At 42.1% G+C, this 21,066-nt stretch carries 23 protein-coding genes and 1 tRNA gene; 19 read left to right on the plus strand and 5 right to left on the minus strand.

All coding sequences use genetic code 11. The features are described from left to right. Window positions 1–120: 120 nt before the first annotated feature. From DPV92_RS04725 to torD, 7 genes are all read left to right on the plus strand, one after another. Window positions 121–489, plus strand: coding sequence for a ComEA family DNA-binding protein (locus tag DPV92_RS04725; RefSeq protein WP_111353899.1), 369 nt, complete (start codon window positions 121–123; stop codon window positions 487–489). Window positions 490–647: 158 nt separating this feature from the next. After that, a complete protein-coding gene (gene asd, locus DPV92_RS04730) occupies window positions 648–1,541 on the plus strand; it encodes an archaetidylserine decarboxylase (protein WP_111353900.1) in 894 nt (297 codons plus the stop codon). 204 nt (window positions 1,542–1,745) lie between these two features. Continuing rightward, window positions 1,746–2,411, plus strand: coding sequence for a RadC family protein (radC, locus tag DPV92_RS04735; protein WP_005708960.1), 666 nt, complete (start codon window positions 1,746–1,748; stop codon window positions 2,409–2,411). Window positions 2,412–2,427: 16 nt separating this feature from the next. Continuing rightward, entirely contained in the window at window positions 2,428–2,562 is a 135-nt protein-coding gene (locus tag DPV92_RS09965; RefSeq protein WP_263969920.1) for a hypothetical protein, read from the plus strand. A gap of 107 nt (window positions 2,563–2,669) precedes the next feature. Beyond that, a complete protein-coding gene (locus DPV92_RS04740; RefSeq protein WP_111353901.1) occupies window positions 2,670–3,296 on the plus strand; it encodes a pentahemic C cytochrome in 627 nt (208 codons plus the stop codon). Window positions 3,297–3,304: 8 nt separating this feature from the next. Then, window positions 3,305–5,788, plus strand: a complete 2,484-nt coding sequence (gene torA, locus DPV92_RS04745; protein ID WP_111353902.1) for a trimethylamine-N-oxide reductase TorA — start codon at window positions 3,305–3,307, stop codon at window positions 5,786–5,788. Then, window positions 5,788–6,375 carry a molecular chaperone TorD gene (torD, locus tag DPV92_RS04750; RefSeq protein ID WP_111353903.1) on the plus strand — a complete coding sequence of 196 codons (588 nt, stop codon included), beginning with the start codon at window positions 5,788–5,790 and terminating at the stop codon, window positions 6,373–6,375. Before torA ends, torD begins: the two co-directional genes overlap by 1 nt. Window positions 6,376–6,437: 62 nt before the next feature. On the opposite strand, the gene DPV92_RS04755 is transcribed toward torD, so the two are convergent. From DPV92_RS04755 to DPV92_RS04765, 3 genes are all read right to left on the minus strand, one after another. Further along, entirely contained in the window at window positions 6,438–8,933 is a 2,496-nt protein-coding gene (locus tag DPV92_RS04755) for a DEAD/DEAH box helicase (protein WP_111353904.1), read from the minus strand. Between the two features lie 178 nt (window positions 8,934–9,111). Further along, window positions 9,112–10,629, minus strand: coding sequence for an Eco57I restriction-modification methylase domain-containing protein (locus tag DPV92_RS04760; protein WP_111353905.1), 1,518 nt, complete (start codon window positions 10,627–10,629; stop codon window positions 9,112–9,114). Continuing rightward, a complete protein-coding gene (locus tag DPV92_RS04765) occupies window positions 10,604–11,233 on the minus strand; it encodes a DNA methyltransferase (protein WP_111353906.1) in 630 nt (209 codons plus the stop codon). Before DPV92_RS04765 ends, DPV92_RS04760 begins: the two co-directional genes overlap by 26 nt. 106 nt (window positions 11,234–11,339) lie before the next feature. On the opposite strand from DPV92_RS04765, the gene DPV92_RS04770 reads away from it, so the two are divergent. The 12 genes from DPV92_RS04770 to crp all read left to right on the plus strand — a co-directional run bounded on the left by DPV92_RS04770 (window position 11,340) and on the right by crp (window position 20,040). Beyond that, window positions 11,340–11,759: a hypothetical protein gene (locus DPV92_RS04770; RefSeq protein WP_111353907.1), complete on the plus strand. Its 420-nt coding sequence runs from the start codon at window positions 11,340–11,342 to the stop codon at window positions 11,757–11,759. Window positions 11,760–11,928: 169 nt separating this feature from the next. Further along, on the plus strand, window positions 11,929–12,165 hold the full coding sequence (rpmB, locus tag DPV92_RS04775; RefSeq protein ID WP_005599762.1) for a 50S ribosomal protein L28: 237 nt from the start codon (window positions 11,929–11,931) through the stop codon (window positions 12,163–12,165). A gap of 11 nt (window positions 12,166–12,176) precedes the next feature. Further along, entirely contained in the window at window positions 12,177–12,347 is a 171-nt protein-coding gene (gene rpmG / locus DPV92_RS04780; RefSeq protein ID WP_005706939.1) for a 50S ribosomal protein L33, read from the plus strand. A 354-nt stretch (window positions 12,348–12,701) separates the two neighbouring features. Beyond that, window positions 12,702–14,066: a diaminobutyrate--2-oxoglutarate transaminase gene (locus tag DPV92_RS04785; protein WP_111353908.1), complete on the plus strand. Its 1,365-nt coding sequence runs from the start codon at window positions 12,702–12,704 to the stop codon at window positions 14,064–14,066. Window positions 14,067–14,212: 146 nt separating this feature from the next. After that, window positions 14,213–14,446 (plus strand): type II toxin-antitoxin system antitoxin VapB2, encoded by a 234-nt coding sequence (vapB2, locus tag DPV92_RS04790; RefSeq protein ID WP_005706948.1) that lies wholly within the window; start codon window positions 14,213–14,215, stop codon window positions 14,444–14,446. Beyond that, window positions 14,446–14,844 (plus strand): type II toxin-antitoxin system tRNA(fMet)-specific endonuclease VapC, encoded by a 399-nt coding sequence (gene vapC / locus DPV92_RS04795; protein ID WP_111353909.1) that lies wholly within the window; start codon window positions 14,446–14,448, stop codon window positions 14,842–14,844. Before vapB2 ends, vapC begins: the two co-directional genes overlap by 1 nt. Window positions 14,845–14,863: 19 nt before the next feature. Beyond that, complete coding sequence (gene ddc / locus DPV92_RS04800; protein ID WP_111353910.1) at window positions 14,864–16,399, plus strand: L-2,4-diaminobutyrate decarboxylase; 1,536 nt, start codon at window positions 14,864–14,866, stop codon at window positions 16,397–16,399. 258 nt (window positions 16,400–16,657) lie between these two features. After that, window positions 16,658–17,869, plus strand: a complete 1,212-nt coding sequence (gene coaBC / locus DPV92_RS04805) for a bifunctional phosphopantothenoylcysteine decarboxylase/phosphopantothenate--cysteine ligase CoaBC (protein ID WP_111353943.1) — start codon at window positions 16,658–16,660, stop codon at window positions 17,867–17,869. Next, window positions 17,869–18,324, plus strand: coding sequence for a dUTP diphosphatase (gene dut, locus DPV92_RS04810; protein ID WP_111353911.1), 456 nt, complete (start codon window positions 17,869–17,871; stop codon window positions 18,322–18,324). Before coaBC ends, dut begins: the two co-directional genes overlap by 1 nt. A gap of 43 nt (window positions 18,325–18,367) precedes the next feature. Further along, entirely contained in the window at window positions 18,368–18,976 is a 609-nt protein-coding gene (gene slmA, locus DPV92_RS04815; protein WP_111353912.1) for a nucleoid occlusion factor SlmA, read from the plus strand. A gap of 9 nt (window positions 18,977–18,985) precedes the next feature. After that, a complete protein-coding gene (locus DPV92_RS04820; protein WP_111353913.1) occupies window positions 18,986–19,204 on the plus strand; it encodes a YheU family protein in 219 nt (72 codons plus the stop codon). Window positions 19,205–19,347: 143 nt separating this feature from the next. Next, on the plus strand, window positions 19,348–20,040 hold the full coding sequence (gene crp / locus DPV92_RS04825) for a cAMP-activated global transcriptional regulator CRP (protein ID WP_005710069.1): 693 nt from the start codon (window positions 19,348–19,350) through the stop codon (window positions 20,038–20,040). A 236-nt stretch (window positions 20,041–20,276) separates the two neighbouring features. On the opposite strand, the gene DPV92_RS04830 is transcribed toward crp, so the two are convergent. Beyond that, on the minus strand, window positions 20,277–20,837 hold the full coding sequence (locus DPV92_RS04830) for an LOG family protein (RefSeq protein ID WP_111353914.1): 561 nt from the start codon (window positions 20,835–20,837) through the stop codon (window positions 20,277–20,279). Between the two features lie 83 nt (window positions 20,838–20,920). After that, window positions 20,921–21,010: transfer RNA gene (locus DPV92_RS04835), tRNA-Ser, on the minus strand. Between the last annotated feature and the right edge of the window lie 56 nt (window positions 21,011–21,066).

Below are 21,066 nucleotides of genomic sequence, written 5' to 3' on the forward strand. Positions count from 1 at the left end.
TTACTCTATTTTTTCGAGCATGCTCGAAAAATTCATTTTTACTCGTTGCAGGCTTTTTCAACCCTCTGTATCTTTCGCTTCGGTTCATTTTTCTGACCATTTTATCTACAAGAGGACTTTATGAAAAAAATCAACACTTTTGCAACATCTCTTATGATTGGCTTATTCTCAACTGCAATATTTGCCAATGAAGTCACAACACAGCCAACAGCACAACCTGCTCAAACCACCGTTGTAACCGCACCTGCAGCCTCTACAGCACCTGTTAGTATTCAACAAGTTGCTGTCGATCCGAATGCCGTCAACATTAACACCGCATCAGCAGCAGAAATTCAAGACAAACTGGTTGGCATCGGTGCGAAAAAAGCCCAAGCTATTGTTGACTACCGCACAAAAAACGGTGCTTTCCTAAGCATTGAGCAATTAAAAGAAGTTTCAGGCATTGGTGCAGCGACACTTGAGAAAAACCGCTCACGTATCGTTTTATAAGCATTTCTCGGATTTGTTGAACCGAGCAGAATTGGGTGTGTCTATGAGGATTGAAGAGGGCTCAACTCACGTTCGGTTCAACAACCTTTTACATATTTGGTCTCAACCGCTTTTCTGTTATAATCGCCCACTTTCAAAACAACAGAAAGGATAATGTTATGGCACTTAAAGCCTATCCAACCCCAACTTACTGGCAACGTGTAAAAATTGCCTGTCACTATCTTTTACCTCAACTCTCAATTACCCACGTAGCAGGCTGGCTGGCTGAACAAAAATGGGGATCAGTGACTCATTTGATCATCAAACTCTTTGCCAAACAATATCACGTAAATTTAAGTGAAGCGGAAAAAACAGCACCTTCAGATTACATCACCTTTAACGAGTTTTTTATCCGCCCATTAAAAGCAGGGGCTCGCCCTATCGTAGAGGGCGAAAATACCATCGCTTTACCTGCGGATGGCCGTGTAAGTGAATATGGTTGCATCGTAGAAAATCAACTTATTCAAGCAAAAGGACATTTCTTCACGCTTGAAACCCTGCTTGCGAGAGATCTGGAAATGGCAGAAAAATTTAAAAATGGCAATTTTATTACCACTTATTTATCGCCAAGCGATTACCACCGGGTGCATATGCCATGTGATGCTGTGCTCAAAAAAATGATTTACGTGCCAGGTGAGTTATTCTCTGTAAATCCATTTTTAGCAGAACACGTGCCAAATTTATTTGCTCGCAATGAACGTGTGATTTGTGAATTTGAAACCGCATTTGGCCCAATGGTACAGATTCTAGTCGGTGCAACTGTCACAGCAAGTATGAGCACCGTTTGGGCAGGCATTATTAACCCTCCTCGTCCAAATGAAGTGGTGGAATATCACTATGAAACCGAAGGCGAAAAAGCCATCAGCTTGAAAAAAGGCGAAGAAATGGGCGCATTCCGCTTAGGTTCAACCGTGATCAATCTTTTTCCTCAAAATATGATGACTTTTGCGGAAGGAATCCAAACTGGCAGCAAAACCAGAATGGGCGAATTATTAGGAAATTTTAATAAATAGATATTAAAGGGCGTGTTAATCTAATTAAACACGCCCTTAAAATTATCTCAACTGAAACAATAAAAACTCCATTTCACTGGCTGCTTACAATTCAAACATTACTTTCATTTATTTTGCGATCTTGCTCGAAAATTTGGCAATTGCCTTTTGCCTCTTTGCCTTATCTTTTTTATTCTCTCAACGATTTAATCAGTAGAGGATAATATGGATAAAACATTAATGCCACGCGAGAAATTGTTGCAACAAGGCGTGGAAGCATTGAGCGATCAAGAGTTATTGGCAATTTTCTTACGTACGGGGATTCGTGGCATTCCCGTAATGCAACTTTCGGAAAATGTACTCAAAACCTTTGGCAGTTTACGCGGATTATTAACCGCTTCGGTCGAAGATTTCTGTAAAGTCAAAGGCTTAGGAAAAACACAATATATTCAACTACAAGCCACAAAAGAGATGACCAAGCGTTATCTTTCACAACAGATGGAGGCAAACGAAACCATCAGTGAGCCATATATGGCGATTATGTATTTCCAATCGGAGCTTGAGCATTGGGAGCGTGAAGTGTTTATGGTGATCTTTTTAGATAATCAAAACCGGTTGATTCGCACCGAAAAAATGTTTTTTGGCACGATAAATCAAGCCAGTGTGCATCCACGAGAAGTGATAAAAGCAGCGCTAAAATGCAATGCAGCAGCGATTATCATCGCGCATAACCATCCTTCAGGCGAGTGCACACCAAGCGATGCCGACCGCCATCTAACCAGACGTATTGAACTGGCGTGCGATTTGGTCGATATTCGATTTGTCGATCATATTATCGTGGGAAAAGGAGATTACTTCTCTTTTGAAGAAGAAAAACTCCAAATTTCATAAGAAAATTATTCGGCTTATGGCGTACAGATTTCTGCTCAACGAATTGGAGCTAATTGAACCTACACTTTATTTAGATCAAGCGGTCGGTTCTGCCCAAGATTTTGCGAAAGTGTTAAAATCTTACATTTATGATATAAATCAAGGTAAATAGATGAAGGTTGTGGATAATTGATATCATCTATTTTCTTTCGTAGGGGTATGTTGTACCCGCCCCCAACTCAGTTGTGACGATATTTTATTATTTCGAGTGATTTCTCTATGAAAATGCGATTTTCTTCCCTATTTTCCTCGCTCATTTTGAGCTTTTCATTTGCAATATTTTCCCAAAATTCAACCGCTTTCCCTTCTTCTTACACGCCAGAAAGTCTGCCGTTGTATGCAGATGAAGCCCTTTCCAACCCCATTGGCGAATTAGAAGCAGGCGTGCCAGTAAAACTGGTGCAAACCACGCAAAATGCTGATCAACTTGAGCTGGAAATGTGGCGAAAAACCAAAGGGTTTGGGCGAATTTGGTATAACCAATTTGCCAAACATATTACCGATGCAGTGTTTGATAAAACCTTCACGCAAAACGCTGCCAATTTTGAGGTGTTAGAGAACAAAGAAGATCCACTCACAGGCTTAGTTTGGCAGAAAGTCAAAACAAAAGTTTGGGTGAAAAAATCGGAACTTAGCCAAAATCTCACCGCATTCTGGGCGAATGCAGAAAGCACTTTCAAAACTGAATGCAGCGTTTGCCACAAACAGCGCGATCCGAAAATGCACGATGCGAATGAGTGGGTAGCGGTCTTTAATGGCATGGTCGGCTTTACCGATATGGACAAACCGCAACAAAAACAAGTGCTTCGTTATTTACAATTACACGCCGCTGATGCGTCAAAATAGGAATTTGTATGTCTTCTCTTGAATTTTCACGTCGCCAATTTTTACAAAAAATGTCGCTGATGACGGCAAGCCTTGCAATGCCATCATTCCTTGTTCCGCGTGAGGTAAAAGCAAACGGAACAAAAACGCCTGATGAATGGAAAATGACTGGCTGCCAATGGGGTGCAGTGCGTGCCAAAGTGATCAATGGCAAATTGGCTGAAATCAAACCTTTTGAATTTGACAAACACCCAACCGAAATGATCCAAGGCATCAAAGGTATTTTATATGGCGAATCTCGCGTGCGTTATCCGATGGTGAGATTAGATTGGCTCAAAAATCGTGAAAAAAGCGACCGCTTGCAACGGGGCGACAACCGCTTTGTTCGCGTCAGTTGGGATGAAGCACTCGATCTTTTCTATCAAGAACTGGAACGCATCCAGCAAAATTACGGCCCTTGGGCACTTCACACTGCCAATGTCGGCTGGCGTTCTTCGGGGCAATTCCACAGCTGCGGAAACCATATGATCCGAGCGATTGCGATGCACGGGCATAGTGTGGGCACGGTGGGCGATTATTCCACAGGGGCTGGACAAACCATTCTGCCGTATGTGCTGGGTTCAACCGAGGTTTATTCACAAGGTACATCGTGGGAGATCATTTTAAAAGAGACCGAAAACCTGATCTTCTGGGCGAACGATCCAATCAAGAATTTACAAGTGGGCTGGAACTGCGAAACGCACGAGGCGTATGCCTATTTTGAGCAGCTAAAAGAGAAAGTGAAGAACAACGCGATCAACGTGGTGTGTGTTGATCCTGTGAAAAGCAAAACACAAAATTATTTGGGCTGCGACCATTTTTACGTAAACCCACAAGCGGATATGCCGTTTATGTTGGCAATTGCCCATACGCTTTACACCGAGAATTTATATGACAAAGCCTTCCTCGATGTTTACACTCTTGGTTTTGAGAAATTCGTGCCTTATTTGCTGGGTGAAACCGAAGATAAAATCGCTAAAACGCCAGAGTGGGCTGCACCAATTTGTGGCGTTTCTGCCGAGAAAATCCGCGAATTTGCACGGATGTTGGCAGGAAAACGCACCCAACTGATTTTTGGCTGGGCAATCCAACGCCAACAACACGGCGAGCAGCCTTATTGGATGGGTGCAGTATTAGCCGCGATGTTGGGACAAATTGGCTTGGCTGGCGGCGGTGTGAGTTATGCTCACCATTACAGTTCGGTAGGCGTTTCAAGTTCTGGGGCTTCAATGCCAGGCTCCTTCCCATCGAATTTAGATGAAGGGCAAACACCGAAATACAACAACAAAGATTACCAAGGTTATAGTGAAGTTATCCCTGTGGCTCGTACCACCGATGCATTACTTCACGCGGGTGAAACCATTGATTACAACGGCAAAAAAATCACCTACGCCCCATACAAAATGGCGATTTTTTCAGGCTGTAACCAGTGGAGCCGCCAATCGCAATTGAACAAAATGAAGCAAGCCTTCCAAAAATTGGAAACCGTGGTTTCGCTTAATTACAGCTGGACGGCAACTTGCCGTTTCTCCGACATCGTGCTACCTGCTTGCACGCCATTTGAACGTAACGACATCGACGCCTATGGCTCTTACAGCAACCGTGGGATATTAGCGATGCACAAATTGGTTGAGCCGATGTATGAAGCCCGCTCCGATTTTGAGATCTTTAAAGGCTTATGCGAACGCTTTGGCAAAGCGGAAGAATATTGCCGCGGAATGAACGAAATGGAATGGGTGGAACGCCTCTACCGTGATTGTCGCAACGCCAACCGTGGCAAGTTTGAAATGCCCCCGTTTGAGGAGTTTTGGAAAACAGGCTACGTGCTTTTCCCAGAGGGCAAACCTTGGGTACGCCACGCTGATTTCCGCGAAGATCCCGAATTGCACGCTCTTGGCACGCCATCAGGCTTTATCGAAATTTACAGCCCAAAAATCGCCAGCTATGGCTATACCGATTGCAAAGGGCATCCAATGTGGTTCGAAAAAGCTGAACGCTCACACGGTGGACCAAACTCAGAACGCTACCCGTTCTGGATGCAATCTGTTCACCCCGACAAACGCTTGCATTCTCAGCTGTGCGAAGCGAAAAACTTACGTGATACATACAGCGTAAAAGGGCGTGAACCGTTCTATATGAACCCGCAAGATGCGGCGAAACTTGGTATTCAAGACGGTGATTTAGTGCGCGTTTACAACGAACGCGGGCAAGTGTTAGTAGGGGCAGTATTATCGGATAACTTCCCAACGGGTGTGGTGCGTTTGCAAGAAGGAGCGTGGTTCTCACCGCTTGATGAGAAAGTTGGCTCAATTGACACCTACGGCTGCCCAAATACTTTAACGTTAGACATTGGAGCATCTAAACTCTCGCAAGCCACTTGTGTCAGCACTTGCTTAATCAATGTGGAAAAATGGCAAGGCGAAGCTCCTGAGCCGAACGGCTTTAGCGGCCCGAAAATAATGGAGCGTGCTTAATGTTCCAAAAAGAAGAGTACCAATTTATCTATCGCTGGTTTAGCAACATACTCGGACGGGAGCTTACCGATGCACAATTGCAAAGCTTACAAGCGGGCGAATTTACTCCGTTTTTTGCCTTTTTGAAAGAAGCGGGCTTTGCTGCTGAAATCGCACAGCTTGAAACGGCACTTGCCAGCTTGCAGCTCCACCCACACGACCGTTTAGAGCTCGCCGCCAATTTTGCCGAATGCTTTTTGCTAGAAGGTGCAATCAGTGCAATGCCTTATGCTTCCGCTTATTTAGCAGGCGAGGAACTGACGCAAAACTTGCAAAAAATGGATGATTATTTAACAGAATTTGGTCTGCAAACCAACCGCCAAGTGAATGAACCGAGCGATCATCTTTGCGTCTATTTGGAAATTTTGCTTAAGCTTGTTGAGCAAAAAACGCTTGCGGAACAACGTCAATTTATCCGCGAACAGCTGCAAACGTGGCTACCGAAGATGGCAGAAAAATTGGCAAAAATTCCCCTTCAAAATCAGTTTTACCCAGCACTATTTTCGTTGCTGTGTAAGATTTTGGCATTGCATGCAACGGAAAGTTAGAAAAGCACTAAGCGGTCAATTTTCGCAAAAGTTTTGCAGAAATTGACCGCTTGAGTTTTAGGCTAATATTCCCCACGATACTCGCGGATATCGACTGTGGTATCATAAAGCCCGATCTGTTCTGGATGATGTTTCACAATGCCGGTGTACTCAAGGCTGCTATCCTCATAACGCTTAAATTTAAACACCGCATCATTCATCAAGCCTTTGTTAAACAGATTTAAACTCACTAACAAATCAAAATCGGCTTGGTTCAATCCTGTCACTTTTTGGAACAAACCTGTATCAAGCTGACGAATCACATCTTCTAACATATATTCGCGGTAATCGGTCAAATACATAAAAATAGGAATACGGGTAGCAAATTTCATCAATTTTTCTTGAATCTGTTTCCGCAAACTTTTCTCCGCTTTTTCTTCCTCCGAAATCGCTTTTTTCTGTTGCGGTGTGGGATTATCGCCTGCCTCTTTTTTCGCTTTTTTAACCGCTCCTGATTTATTGAGGATGGTTTCTACATCCGAATTTAGCTGGCGGAAACCCTCAATGCCCATTAAGGCTTTCATTGCCTGATCGTTATTTTTCAGTTTTCTAAGTGTGTCATTGTCCACGTTCACCAACAACGCACTTTCCCAACGGCGTGCTAAAAGTGTTGCCGTTGTGCCACTCATCGCCATATCTAAAATGCCCGAGGCATCAATCGCTCGCATTGAACTGCCATCATATGCCAACACAGGCAAGAATTGGATAAACTCTGCCACTTTGCGTTCGGGATTGATGCTCTCCGTATTTAATTGGCAGCTGTAATCAGCAAGCTGTCGCAATGCTCGGTCTGGTGCGAAATCAAACACATAGCAATTCTCTTTTAGAATGCATTGTGCATTAGGATTATTCGGATCTTGTCCACGTAATACCCAAGGAGTTTGCACACGGAAAGCTGCTTGGAAATAAGTTTCCGGGCTGGCAAGGTTTCGCAACATAAAAATCCCTGCCCAAGGCGCAACGGATACACCTGTCGTTAATTTGCCACAGCTAAGCGTAATGCTTTTGGTTTTAAGCGGATCTTGCATCGCCTTTTTCACGGGAATTAATGCATCAGCCCCCATGCCTGCTTCATTGCCTGCCGCCACAATAATTTGATAATCGTGGTAAAACGTATTTTGCGGTTGAGTTAATAAATTCCGCATTGCATAACAGCTTGCCACATTCGGTAAGAACCAAAGGGTGTGTAACAAACTGCCTAATAAATTGGCATCACTAAATGGCATTGGTGGGCGATCTGCCCCCATTTTGAGATTATCCACCGTAGTAGAAAGCAGCTGCCCACGAATGAGATCTAACCATTTTTGCACTTCATTTTGGTATTTAAATTTCGCTTTTTCTCCTTCACCTGTAGCAGAGAAAAATACGTTTAAATCAAACTCAGCAAACTCTCCTTTTAAGGCAACTTCTCGGATTTCATCAGGCAATTGATAAGTAAGCATCACCATTTTCGGCAAGGCTAAATAAGGGTTATCTTCACCCTCCCACGCATTTTTGGCTTTTTGTTCATCGGAATACGTCCAGTTGAAAATTTGCTCTTCAATAAACTCGCCCGAATTGATGGCACGGAATGGGGTACCCGATAAATAAAGGTAGTGATCTGTGGTAATTGGCAACAATTCCTCATCAAAGTAGTTGGGCGAATCAAGCTCCATTTCGTGCTCTTCAGCTTTCTGTTGCTTGGATTGCTCTTTCTCCCAATCGTTATCGGCAAAGAGATCTTTCGCCTTGTCGCGCCATGCCCCGTAGTGATATTCATCAAAAACCACACAATCCCAATTGATAACGTGTACCCATTCATTTTTGAGCTTAATCCCGCCCGCTTTGCTTTTGCCCAAATAATCTTGGAACGAACCAAAACAAACCTGCGGAAAATTCGCATTCATTTGCCAATCTTTTTCTTCCGTCACGAACGCCCAATCTTGGAAATCAAGGTGATTTTCCAAATCTTCTTGCCACGCGTTTTGTACTGCAGGTTTAAACGTTAGTACTAATACCTTCTTCCACCCCATTCTTTTTGCTAATTGGTACGCTGCAAAGGTTTTCCCAAAACGCATTTTGGCATTCCAAAGGAAATGAGGGATTTTGCCTTGATTAAGTGGGTCGTTTGCAAAATTTTGGAAATAATCAACCGCTTTTTCTACCGCACTTTGCTGTTCAGGCCGCATGCCGAAGTTAAAAATCGCTTGGCGTTTCTGCACTACGCCCGTTTTTACTTCTAATAATGCCGCTTGTACTGCTTTTAAATCACATTTAAACCATTCGCCATCAAGACGTTCTATGCCATGCTTAAGCAGTACTTGATGTACTTCGTGATCAGTAAAAAATGAACCATCTTCACGGATTGCCTCTTCGTCTAGTTCAACACGGTAGCTTTGAGATGGTAACGTAACAGGATATTGTTCTTTTAAGCGTTCTGTCACGGTTCTTGTGGTGTAACCGACTTTTAGGCAATTGGGATAACGGGTGTCAGCGTAGGCATAAATTCTCGGACGGCGTAGCGGTGAAAGGTAGCTCATTGTTTTTCCTTTGTGATATTACAGGCGTATAAAGTATAAATTTTTCTCAAAAACTCCCCTCTTTAGCAAAGAGGGGCTGGGGGATATTTGGCAGGCGTAAAAACGAAGCTCATGAGAAATTAAGAGCGCAATCAAATCTCCCCTAACCCCTCTTTTCTAAAGAGGGAGATCTTGAGCATTATTCATTAGAAACAGGGCGAACCATTGATTCAATATATTCAATTTCTGCTTGTGTTAATTGATATTTTTCGTAGAGTTCTTTATCTGTCCATGGTTTGGAAAAATCTTGTATTGGAACTAGTTCATAGACTTTTTTCGTAGCATCTTGCGTGTTCTTTTTCAAAGTAAGTAGAAAATGGAAAAATTTTGTACTGATATAGCTAATTACATTTTCACAGATTTGCTTATCTTCAAATGGCCCTATAACAAGATAAGTTTCCGTGCAAGCAGTATTGGGTTCGGCATAAATCGGTTTTACCCAGTCGGTTTTACTATCTCCCGAGCCAATTGCCTTTGGTACAAATAATTTATGTTGATCAATAAGTTGTTTATTTGTAGAGATTTCTTCTCGTTTTACGTAAGAGATACTTTTATTTTGATAAAGTGTGACGTTATTATATTTATCACTATAAGGTTCTTTTTTTCCTTTAAAAGTTGTTGGTAAATAAAACGGTTTTCTTGCACTAACTAAACTGCTAAAACTACTTTCTTGTTTACTTGATACTTTTCTTAAAATATCAATTGCACTGTTATAACGAATTAAAAAATCTAATCTCTCTTCTTTAAGCGGTCGTTTCATTTCAGAAATTTGCGAATTTTTTTCGTGTGTCACAATTAAGCAATCATCGTTGTGTTGTTCTTCCCAAAGGAAATAACAAACCCCACCTTTAATTTCTACACCAGTAAAACAATCATTTGAATTTGGAAAATCATGAATTTCTGAAATTCGTCGGTCATTGAGCATTTGATCGCGAAAATCATCTAAACCTTTCCCGCCAGTAAACCATCTTGCAGGAATAATCATTGAAAGGTATTTCGGCTGTAATTTAATAGCTTGTTGTACAAATTGATCATAAATCGGTTTGGCACTGGCTTGTGCACCACCATCACTCAACTGATACGGCGGATTGCCGATAATGACATCAAATTTCACGGGTAATTTCTCATTGATATTGGCTAAATCTTGATGAATAAAGGAATAGGCGTGGTTTTCTAATTCATCACCACGGTTATAAACTTGTTCGCTTGCACCGCACTTCACGCAACGTCCATTTTCCCATTGGTGTTTTAGCGGAGAATAAAAAATATTGCCTTGTGGATCGTTAAATCCATCACAAACAGAAAATTTTCCATTGGCTTCACGGCTGCAATAAAGTGTGCGACGGGCAAGTAAGGCAGTGAGTTCGGTGATGCCTAAGCCAAAAATTTGTTTGGTTAGAATATGGTTAATTCGTGTTTGTAAATCGGGGATTTCGTCTTTCAGCCCTTCCAATAACCGTTTGGCAATTTCTCGTAAAAATACGCCTGATTTAGTGGCAGGATCGAGAAATGTTGTTTTTGATGAACGGAATAATTCTTGCGGCAATAAATCCAACATTTGATTGGCAAGTGCAGGCGAGGTAAACACTTCATCATTTGATAAATTCGCCAAGCAAGAAAGCACGTCAGGGTTATAGTTTATCGATAGGTTTTGCATTTTGGATGTCCAGAAAATAACAGCTTAGAAATTCTTGTAAGGATTGATAAGGCGAACCCGCGTTATCCACCAAATATTGATATTGGAAATCGTGCCGTTTGAGTGAAAATTTGCGAGGAAACGACACGGGCGACCATTGCGAAAAATGCAAAAATTCTTGACTCTCGGTGTAGCACATGGTTAAGGCATTTCCTTGCACAATGTTCAGGCTCAGAATAAAAGCCACCACCGCAATGCAATCAGGATTAGTCTGGTTAGGAAATGTTTGTTCATATTGCAAAATAAAATAAGAAAGTAACCGCTTGCGACAGGCTTCGACGTTATCTTTTAAAAGCTCAATGCCATAAATAGAGCAAATCGCTAGCACAGCATAAAACTCGTATTCTCGTTGTGAAGTGCGGTAGTTTTTTTCAACGATTTCTAATTTTCTTTTCAAAATTTGAATTAAAAAATTGCCATCGCCACAAGCAGGCTCAAGAAAACGGGATTCAATCCGTAAGGTTTCATCTTTAACAAGATCTAACATCGCATTTACTTCTTGCTCACGAGTAAACACTTCCCCGTGATCCGCAACACGCTGTTTTGATTTAATTTGTTTGGTCATATTTGGCTAAAGAGAGTTTTTTGACAATTTATCAACTGTCACAGATATTTACGTAACTTTCATTGAAAGTTACGCTAAATAAATTTCCGTTAGTTAGCTTAGAGGAATGAATGAAAAAGAATATTTTGCGGAAAAATTACGTACAACTTTATTAGCAAAAGGTTACGAACCCAAAGCTTCAGTGATCGAACGTGAATTTAACTTACGCCATTATGGTAAGCCGATTGGTTTGCACGCTGTGGCACGTTGGTTAAGAGGGGAAGGATTACCTTCGCTTGCTCGTCTTCAAACGCTTACCAAATGGCTTGAAATTGATATTCACGAATTGGTTTCTGATGAAAAAGCCTACCAAGTTGCCAAATTAGAGAAGAAAAAAGAGCCGAATAAACACATTTGGGAAAGTGCGGCAAGTTATCAGGATCAGACGCTTTTTCAGATATTCTTGAATTTGCCACAAGAGCAGAAAAAAGTAGTACGTGAGGTGATTATGGCGATGGATAAGGCATATCACCACACGAAAAAATAGGCAATTTTGAGAGAAGAGCTTGAATAGGCAAAGAAAAACAAGTATAATTGAGAACCTTTATTATAGTCTTTGGTCGGGTTTATACCTGACGAGGTAGTGAGTACGCTGTGTTGAGTCAGCACTCATCGCCCGAACCATACAAACTTACTTAAGTAATTGGAGAATTAAAATGTCAAGAGTTTGCCAAGTAACCGGCAAGCGTCCAGCAGTTGGTAACAACCGCTCACACGCATTAAACGCGACTCGTCGTCGTTTTTTACCTAACCTTCACACTCACCGTTTCTGGGTTGAGTCTGAAAACCGTTTCGTAACTTTACGCTTAACAGCGAAAGGTATGCGTATTATTGATAAAAAAGGCATCGATGCAGTATTAGCTGAAATCCGTGCTCGTGGCGAAAAAATCTAAGGAGCTAACCAATGGCAGCTAAAGGTAACCGTGAGAAAATCCGTTTAGTTTCTACTGCAGAAACTGGTCACTTCTACACAACTGACAAAAACAAACGTAATATGCCTGAAAAAATGGAAATCAAAAAATTTGATCCAGTAGTGCGTAAACACGTTATCTATAAAGAAGCTAAAATTAAATAATTTTAGACCGATTTTAAGCCCGAACGAAAGTTCGGGTTTTTTCATATCTTATCACTGCAAACGTTTGCTTTTTATTTAGCCGATCGGCTCACAAGCGGTTGAATTTCCTTTCCATTTTGCAATAAAAATGTACAATACCCCCGTTTTGTTGTAACCCTACATCAAAAACTGTTTCCAACCTAGCCCGTCCGTTGGGCAAACTAGGGTAAAAACAAAAAAGCTGAAACGCTTTTTTTAATAAGTAGCGAGTCAAATGCCCCATGGCATCTGGTCTTTTAGGATCAGAAAGCTTAGGCTTCCCCGCAAGGCACCCGACTTATTTTTTTCACCTCTTTTAGAAGGTTTTAATCAAAAATGACAATTACCACACCTGTACAAGCAATCCTTGCTTCAAACCAACATTTCTTAGACCGCCAAGATGCAATGGAGTCCAACGTGCGTAGCTATCCGCGTAAATTACCATTTGCGTATGCAAAAGCACAAGGCTGTTGGGTCACTGATGTTGAGGGAAACGAATACCTCGACTTTTTAGCAGGGGCAGGAACCCTTGCATTAGGACACAATCACCCTGTGTTAATGCAAGCCATCAAAGATGTTTTAGACAGCGGTTTACCGTTACATACTTTAGACTTAACGACCCCGCTGAAAGACGCATTCACTGAAAAATTATTGTCATTCTTCCCAAAAGATGAGTACATATTACAATTCACTGGCCCGTCAGGTGCAGACGCCAACGAAGCAGCGATCAAATTAGCGAAAACCTACACAGGTCGTGGCAATGTGATCGCGTTTTCTGGCGGCTTCCACGGTATGACCCAAGGTGCATTAGCCTTAACAGGTAATCTTGGTGCAAAAAACGCCGTGCAAAACTTAATGCCGGGCGTGCAATTCCTACCATATCCGCACGAATACCGCTGCCCATTTGGCATCGGTGGCGAAGCGGGTACGAAAGCAGTTGAGCATTACTTTGAAAACTTTATCGAAGACGTAGAAAGCGGCGTAGTAAAACCTGCTGCGGTGATCTTAGAAGCAATCCAAGGCGAAGGCGGTGTTGTACCAGCTCCAATCAGCTTCTTACAAAAAGTGCGTGAAGTAACCCAAAAACACGGTATCTTAATGATCATGGACGAAGTACAAGCGGGCTTCTGCCGTTCAGGTAAAATGTTCGCCTTTGAACACGCAGGCATTCAACCAGATATCGTGGTAATGTCAAAAGCGATTGGCGGCAGCTTACCATTAGCCGTATTAGCAATTCGCAAAGAGTTCGATGCTTGGCAACCAGCGGGGCACACAGGCACATTCCGCGGCAACCAATTAGCGATGGCAACAGGTTACGCTTCACTTAAAATTATGCGTGATGAAAACCTCGCACAAAATGCCCAAGAACGTGGCGAATACTTAACCAATGCACTACGCGAATTAAGCAAAGAATATCCATGCATCGGTAACGTGCGTGGTCGCGGCTTAATGATGGGTATCGATATTGTGGACGAACGCCAAGCGAAAGATGCAACAGGGGCTTACCCACGCGATTGTGAATTAGCAGTAGCGATCCAAAAAGCGTGCTTCAAAAACAAACTCTTGCTCGAACGTGGCGGACGCGGCGGGAACGTGGTTCGAGTACTTTGTGCAGTGAACATCAACCAATCCGAGTGCGAAGAGTTCATCAAACGCTTCAAACAATCCGTTGCAGACGCATTAAAAGCGGTACGTGGTTAATTAAAAGCAGTCGGATTTTGCAAAAGTTTTGCGGATTTTGACCGCTTGTAAATTCAAAATGGTGGGGAAATCCCACCTTTTTTCTACTCAACTGTACAAAACTGGGATATACTTATGCTATATACAATTAAGCATAAGGAATAACTATGATTGAAGCCTCTGTTTTTATGACTAATCGAAGTCAAGCCGTGCGTTTGCCCGCTGAAGTTCGCTTTTCTGAAGAAATCAAAAAATTATCGGTTCGTGTATTGGGCAGTGATCGGATTTTATCGCCTCTCAACCAATCTTGGGATAGTTTTTTCTTGAATGATCAAGCTGTTAGCGATGATTTTATGAATGAACGAGAAATTGCATTTCAACCAGAGCGTGAGGCTTTATAGTGTTGAAATATATGCTTGATACTAACATTGTGATTTACGTGATTAAGCGTAGACCATTAGAAGTTCTTTCTCGCTTTAATCAAAATGCAGGGAAAATGTGCATGAGTAGCATTACTGTGGCTGAACTCTATTATGGAGCTGAAAAAAGCGAATATCCCGAAAGAAACCTTGCGGTTATTGAAGATTTCTTATCACGCCTCACCATTTTAGATTACCAACCAAAGCATGCAGCTCATTTCGGCAATATTAAAGCTGAACTCTCTAAACAAGGGAAATTGATTGGCGAAAATGATATTCATATAGCTGCTCATGCTCGTAGTGAAGGATTAATTCTGGTTAGTAACAATTTAAGAGAATTTGAGCGAGTTCCCGCATTGCGTACAGAAAATTGGGTGTAATTTATATCTAGGAATAATTATGTCAAACCTTGAACAACACAAACAAGCTTTATTTTGCAACGATAGCAAAGCAATCGCTGACTACGAAACTGCGATGCACAATGCTGTACAAGCGGTTTCTTCTTGGCTGAAAAATGAAAAAATGTACACGGGCGGTTCTATCAAGCAAATGCGTACCCTGGTGGACGGTTTTAAGCCAACCAAAGAGGGCGTAGGCGTACAGAAATCGCTCGATCACTTAGTGGAAATTTTCCTTAATCCAAGTTTGAAAGTGCATCATCCGCACTCATTGGCTCACTTACACTGTCCAACGATGGTTGCAAGCCAAATTGCGGAAGTGTTGATTAATGCCACCAACCAATCTATGGACTCTTGGGATCAAAGCCCCGCGGGTTCAATTATGGAAGAGCATTTGATCGACTGGCTCCGCCAAAAAGCGGGCTATGGCGAAGGCACTTCGGGCGTGTTTACTTCTGGCGGTACTCAATCTAACTTAATGGGCGTATTGTTAGCGCGCGATTGGGCGATTGCAAGCCACTGGAAAAACAAAGATGGTTCAGAATGGTCTGTACAACGTGATGGTATTCCTGCCGATGCCATGAAAAAAGTGAAAGTAATCTGCTCTGAAAACGCACACTTCTCCGTACAAAAAAATATGGCGATGATGGGAATGGGTTTCCAATCTGTCGTGACTGTGCCATCAAATGCAAATGCTCAAATGGACGTAGCTGCTCTTGAACAAACGCTTGCCCAATTAAAAGCCGAAGGTAAAATCGCTGCTTGTATCGTGGCTACCGCAGGCACAACAGATGCAGGAGCGATTGATGACTTAAAAGCCATCCGAAAATTAGCAGACGAATACCAAGCGTGGTTACACGTTGATGCCGCATGGGGCGGAGCATTATTGCTTTCTAAAGATTACCGCCATTTATTAGATGGGATTGAATTGACTGACTCGATCACACTCGACTTCCACAAGCACTTCTTTCAAACGATTTCGTGTGGGGCATTCTTGTTGAAAGATCCTGCAAACTACCGATTTATCGACTACAAAGCGGACTACCTCAACTCGGAATACGACGAAGAACACGGTGTGCCGAATTTGGTAGCGAAATCATTACAAACTACCCGCCGTTTTGATGCATTGAAATTGTGGTTCACCGTAGAAGCCTTGGGCGAAGAGCTTTACGCTTCAATGATCGACCACGGTGTAAAACTGACTAAAGAGGTGGAACAATACATCAACGACTCCGCATCATTAGAAATGCTTGTGCCAAGCCAGTTTGCTTCGGTATTATTCCGTGTGGTACCTGAAGACTATCCTGCGGAATTTGTGGATGCCCTCAACCAAAACGTGGCAGATGAACTCTTTGCACGAGGCGAAGCGAATATTGGTGTGACCAAAGTCGACGGCAAACAATCGCTTAAAATGACGACCTTAAGTCCAATTGCAACACTTGAAAACGTGAAAGCATTATTGGCACAAGTGTTGGCAGAAGCTGATCGCATTAAAGATGCCATCGCCAGCGGCATTTACGTTCCACCGATTGATTAGTGGATAAATTTCTGTATTTTACAGTTCCAAAATGTTGCTAATGTCACATCCTTTAGATATTAGCAACATTTTTTATTTACTTTTTGCCATTAAACTGGTATCTAAACGAACCTCTTTCCATATATATTAAAACTAAAATGAATAACATTAGGCATATCACTAATGCCAACATTTAAATATACAAACAATATTTTTTGTTGTGAGTATCTGCTTTTTTTTGTAAAATACTGTACTTATTTTCACATCTTATTTCATTTTATGCTGAAAAATAAAAAAATTCTGGTCGGCATCACAGGTGGCATTGCTGCTTATAAAAGCATTGAGTTAATTCGTCATTTCAAAAATGCGAATGCAGAGGTGCGTGTGGTGCTTACCCCTGCGGCAGAAACCTTTGTTACCCCTTTAACGCTACAAGCGATTTCAGGGAATGCAGTTTCTACCTCATTGTTAGACCCTCAAGCAGAACTTGCGATGGGGCATATTGAGTTGGCGAAATGGGCAGATCTCATAGTAATTGCCCCCGCTTCGGCAGACTTTATCGCTCGCCTTCGTATAGGTATGGGCAATGACTTACTTTCCACCCTTTGCCTTGCGACCGCTTCCCCCATTCTGCTTGCGCCCGCGATGAATCAACAGATGTTCAAACAAGCAGCGGTGCAAGAAAACTTAACAGTATTGGCGGAGCGTGGTGTACAAATAATCGGGCCGAACAGCGGTTTTCAGGCGTGTGGCGATGTGGGCAAAGGGCGAATGTCTGAGCCGAGTGAAATTTTCCAAGCCGTGTGCGAACATTTTGCGGATACACAAGATTTAGCCGATTTAAACATCACAATTACCGCGGGTCCAACCCAAGAGGCGATTGATCCCGTGCGTTATATCAGTAATCACAGCTCGGGCAAAATGGGCTTTGCGATTGCCGATGCCTTTGCTAAACGGGGGGCAAAAGTAACGCTGATTGCTGGACCTGTTAATTTAGCAACACCGAAAAATGTAGTACGAGTCGATGTGCTTTCTGCCCAAGAAATGGCGAAACAAGCGGTTAGATTTGCTGAACAATCTGCGATTTTTATTGGCTGCGCTGCGGTGGCAGATTATCGTGTAGCAGAAGTGGCAACCCAGAAAATTAAGAAAACCGCAGATAGCGATGAATTAACGCTAAAACTCGTGAAAAATCCAGATATTATCGCAACGGTCGCAAACTTGCAGAAAAAGCGCCCGTTCGTGGTCGGTTTCGCGGCAGAAACGCAAAACGTGGCAGAATATGCAAAAAGCAAGCTACAACGTAAGAATCTCGATCTGATTTGTGCCAACGATGTATCTGGTGGGCAAGTTTTCGGGCAAGAGCAAAATGCCTTACAGCTTTTTTGGCAAAACGGCGAGAAAATTTTACCGCTTGCAGACAAGGGCAAATTAGCCAAGACCTTGGTTGGAGAAATTACTCAGTTGTATAACGAGAAAAAGGACAAATAATGAAACAAATTCATTTAAAAATTTTAGATAGCCGTATCGGTTCTGAATTCCCTCTGCCAGCGTATGCAACCGAAGGCTCAGCAGGTTTAGATTTACGTGCCTTAATTGAGGCACCGATGACGGTTGATGCGGGTCAAACCGTGCTTATTCCAACAGGCATTTCAATCTATATTGCTGATCCAAGTTTGGCGGCGGTGATTTTACCTCGTTCAGGCTTAGGACATAAAAATGGCATCGTGTTAGGGAATTTAGTGGGATTGATTGACAGTGATTACCAAGGCCCGCTAATGGTTTCACTTTGGAACCGCAGCGATAAACCATTCATCATCGAAGTGGGCGACCGCATTGCACAGCTTGTGTTCGTGCCTGTGGTGCAAGCGAGTTTCAACATCGTCGAAAATTTTGAAAAAACTGAACGCGGCGAAGGCGGTTTCGGGCATTCAGGCAAGCAATAATATAACAACACGCTCTTATTCAAACGTTTATTGGGGAAAAATTATGTCAACGCCACAAGTTAAAATGCCGAAAAAAACCAAAGAAGAACGCCAACAACAGGTATTGGAAACGCTGATTAGCGAGCTTAATTCTGAAGGAGGAATGCAACGTGTGACGACCGAGAGATTAGCCAAAGCGGTTGGTGTGTCGGAAGGGGCATTGTATCGTTATTTCCCAAGCAAAGCGAAAATGTTTGAAGCCTTGATCGAAAAAATTGAGCAAACGCTTAATAGCTATGTTGTGGCAAGCAAACGTCGAGAAAATGGCACAGAGGCGATTATTAAGTCGATCATCTATTCTGTGATTGAATTTGCACGCAAAAATCCAGGTGTTACTCGCGTTCTTACGGGACATGCCTTGATGTTTGAAGATGATGCATTAAAAGCCCGCATTGCAAAATTCTTTTACAGCCTTGAGATGCAATTTGCCAATATTTTACAAATGAGTAAACTCAATAACGACAAAGTGTTTAATGATGAACGTGCATTGGCAGCTTACTTAGTGAATTTCTGCGAAGGGCAATTTTTACGCCTTGTTCGCTCAAATTTTAACTCCTCTCAATATCAACCTTTTGAAAAGCAGTGGGCAATGCTCAAACCACTTTTTGAATAAGGAAAGACAATGATTATTCCTTGGCAAGAACTGGAAGAAAAGACGCTTTATAACGTGCTTGATTCCTTTATTTTACGCGAAGGCACGGATTACGGTGCTCGCGAGCTTTCATTGGATGAAAAACGCGAACGCCTGTTAGCAGAACTAAAAGCAGATAAAGTGGTGATTGTATGGTCGGAATTACACGAAAGCCTTGATATTAAAGACAAAAAATCGTTTTTAGGCTAAATATTGCTTATGTGCTACAATAGCGACAACAAATACCCCTAAATAATTAGTTTTAACAAAGGTAATGCCCTTTAAAAAGGTTTTAAAATGGGCAAGGAAGCTCTCTCTCATAACATAATTTCACCATTCTAAAAGGACTTTTTATGCAAGATATGACACTGAGTACACCGCCGATTGAGGACTTAACTCCTGCGCCATCTATTCACGATCCTGTAGTAGAATGGTTCTTAACTCAATGCCACGTGCACCGCTACCCAGCGAAATATACACTTATCCACGCAGGCGAAAAGGCGGAATCGCTTTATTATATCGTGAGTGGTTCGGTATCGGTTTTCGTAAAAGATGACGAGCATAAAGAGATGCTTTTAACCAACCTTGGGCAAGGTGAATTTTTGGGCGAAATCAGTCTCTTTGAAGAAAAATTGCAAACTCGTACCGCTTGGGTGAAAACCAAAGAAACTTGCGAAATTGCTGAAATTTCCTACAAGCGTTTCAAACAGATTGTGCACATCAACCCTGAAATTTTGATGTATCTTTCAGCACAAATGGCGCGCCGTTTACGCCAAACTTCCAGCCAAGTAAGCAACCTTGCGTTCTTAGATGTGGCGGGTCGCATTGCTCAAACCTTGATGAATTTAGCTCGCCAACCTGACGCGATGACTCACCCTGAAGGAATGCAGATCAAGATCACCCGCCAAGAGATAGGACAAATGGTCGGTTGTTCCCGTGAAACCGTTGGGCGTATTTTAAAAATGCTTGAAGACGATGAGATGATCTCCGCCCACGGCAAAACGATTGTGGTGTTCCACAAGCAGCTGCAGAAAGCAGGTAATTAATATTCTTATTTATCTTATAAAGCTGAAAGATGAAAAATCTTTCAGCTTTATTATTTGGTAGCATAATAGATAAAAAAAGTCTGCCCTAAGGCAGACAAGGAGTGATTTCTGATTATTTGGAGGTATTATAGCATTATATAAAAATATAATAGCGATATGCATTTTATCGACAATATATAAATTAAGCAATGAATTTATCATATTCTCGTATTATTTTTCCTTTTTAACTATTTCCACTAATAAGTTCTTATGCTTGGAGCCTGATAATGCTGAATAAAAGTCTCAATCTCCACCAAATCATTGCTAAACAAAATCTTGTCACGATCTAGTTGGGTTAAGAAGCCATCTTGCACCATTCTATCGTAAAAATTACGTAAACTGTCAAAATAGCCGTTTTCATTAAAGAGAATACATGGGTTTGGATTTTGCCCAATTCTTGCCCATGAAATCACTTCTGAAATTTCTTCTAATGTGCCCGGTCCACCAGGGAGAGCGATAAAAGCATTGGCAAGATCGAACATCCTTTTTTTGCGTTCGGTCATCATTTGAACAACAACTAGTTCGGTTAAATTCGAGTGAGCGAGCTCACGTTCTTTTAAAAACTCTGGAATAATGCCGATGACTTTTCCGCCATTTTCAAGCACAGTATTTGCAATTAATCCCATTAATCCAGCTGCACCGCCACCATAAACCAATTGATGTTGTTTTTGGGCGATCCATTTGCCAAGTTTTTTTGTGGCTTGTTGGTAAACTTCTTTGTTGCCCAGGCTTGCGCCGCAATAGACGGTGATATTCATTGATATTCCTTTCTTATATGTTTAATTGGCAAATTTTAGATACAAAAAAACCGCTTGTTATAAAACAAGCGGTTAGCATTTGATGGCGGAGGAAGTGAGATTCGAACTCACGGAGGGCGTAAACCCTCGCCGGTTTTCAAGACCGGTGCCTTCAACCACTCGACCATTCCTCCGTTGAAAACGAGCGGAATAATATCGGTTTATCGGCAAGCAGTCAAGAAGAAGTTTT

The sequence above is a fragment of the Pseudohaemophilus paraphrohaemolyticus genome, from assembly GCF_003253115.1.
GTDB classification, from domain to species: Bacteria; Pseudomonadota; Gammaproteobacteria; order Enterobacterales; family Pasteurellaceae; genus Haemophilus_A; species Haemophilus_A paraphrohaemolyticus_A.

Coding starts and splice junctions, on each gene's coding strand:
- DPV92_RS04820 (WP_111353913.1), top strand. CDS start 18,986: ATGATTATTCCTTGGCAAGAACTGGAAGAAAAGACGCTTTATAACGTG.
- DPV92_RS04725 (WP_111353899.1), top strand. CDS start 121: ATGAAAAAAATCAACACTTTTGCAACATCTCTTATGATTGGCTTATTC.
- DPV92_RS09965 (WP_263969920.1), top strand. CDS start 2,428: ATGGCGTACAGATTTCTGCTCAACGAATTGGAGCTAATTGAACCTACA.
- crp (WP_005710069.1), top strand. CDS start 19,348: ATGCAAGATATGACACTGAGTACACCGCCGATTGAGGACTTAACTCCT.
- torA (WP_111353902.1), top strand. CDS start 3,305: ATGTCTTCTCTTGAATTTTCACGTCGCCAATTTTTACAAAAAATGTCG.
- rpmG (WP_005706939.1), top strand. CDS start 12,177: ATGGCAGCTAAAGGTAACCGTGAGAAAATCCGTTTAGTTTCTACTGCA.
- torD (WP_111353903.1), top strand. CDS start 5,788: ATGTTCCAAAAAGAAGAGTACCAATTTATCTATCGCTGGTTTAGCAAC.
- DPV92_RS04760 (WP_111353905.1), bottom strand. CDS start 10,629: ATGCAAAACCTATCGATAAACTATAACCCTGACGTGCTTTCTTGCTTG.
- DPV92_RS04755 (WP_111353904.1), bottom strand. CDS start 8,933: ATGAGCTACCTTTCACCGCTACGCCGTCCGAGAATTTATGCCTACGCT.
- coaBC (WP_111353943.1), top strand. CDS start 16,658: ATGCTGAAAAATAAAAAAATTCTGGTCGGCATCACAGGTGGCATTGCT.
- DPV92_RS04740 (WP_111353901.1), top strand. CDS start 2,670: ATGAAAATGCGATTTTCTTCCCTATTTTCCTCGCTCATTTTGAGCTTT.
- dut (WP_111353911.1), top strand. CDS start 17,869: ATGAAACAAATTCATTTAAAAATTTTAGATAGCCGTATCGGTTCTGAA.
- vapB2 (WP_005706948.1), top strand. CDS start 14,213: ATGATTGAAGCCTCTGTTTTTATGACTAATCGAAGTCAAGCCGTGCGT.
- rpmB (WP_005599762.1), top strand. CDS start 11,929: ATGTCAAGAGTTTGCCAAGTAACCGGCAAGCGTCCAGCAGTTGGTAAC.
- asd (WP_111353900.1), top strand. CDS start 648: ATGGCACTTAAAGCCTATCCAACCCCAACTTACTGGCAACGTGTAAAA.
- radC (WP_005708960.1), top strand. CDS start 1,746: ATGGATAAAACATTAATGCCACGCGAGAAATTGTTGCAACAAGGCGTG.
- slmA (WP_111353912.1), top strand. CDS start 18,368: ATGTCAACGCCACAAGTTAAAATGCCGAAAAAAACCAAAGAAGAACGC.
- DPV92_RS04830 (WP_111353914.1), bottom strand. CDS start 20,837: ATGAATATCACCGTCTATTGCGGCGCAAGCCTGGGCAACAAAGAAGTT.
- DPV92_RS04785 (WP_111353908.1), top strand. CDS start 12,702: ATGACAATTACCACACCTGTACAAGCAATCCTTGCTTCAAACCAACAT.
- DPV92_RS04765 (WP_111353906.1), bottom strand. CDS start 11,233: ATGACCAAACAAATTAAATCAAAACAGCGTGTTGCGGATCACGGGGAA.
- ddc (WP_111353910.1), top strand. CDS start 14,864: ATGTCAAACCTTGAACAACACAAACAAGCTTTATTTTGCAACGATAGC.
- DPV92_RS04770 (WP_111353907.1), top strand. CDS start 11,340: ATGAATGAAAAAGAATATTTTGCGGAAAAATTACGTACAACTTTATTA.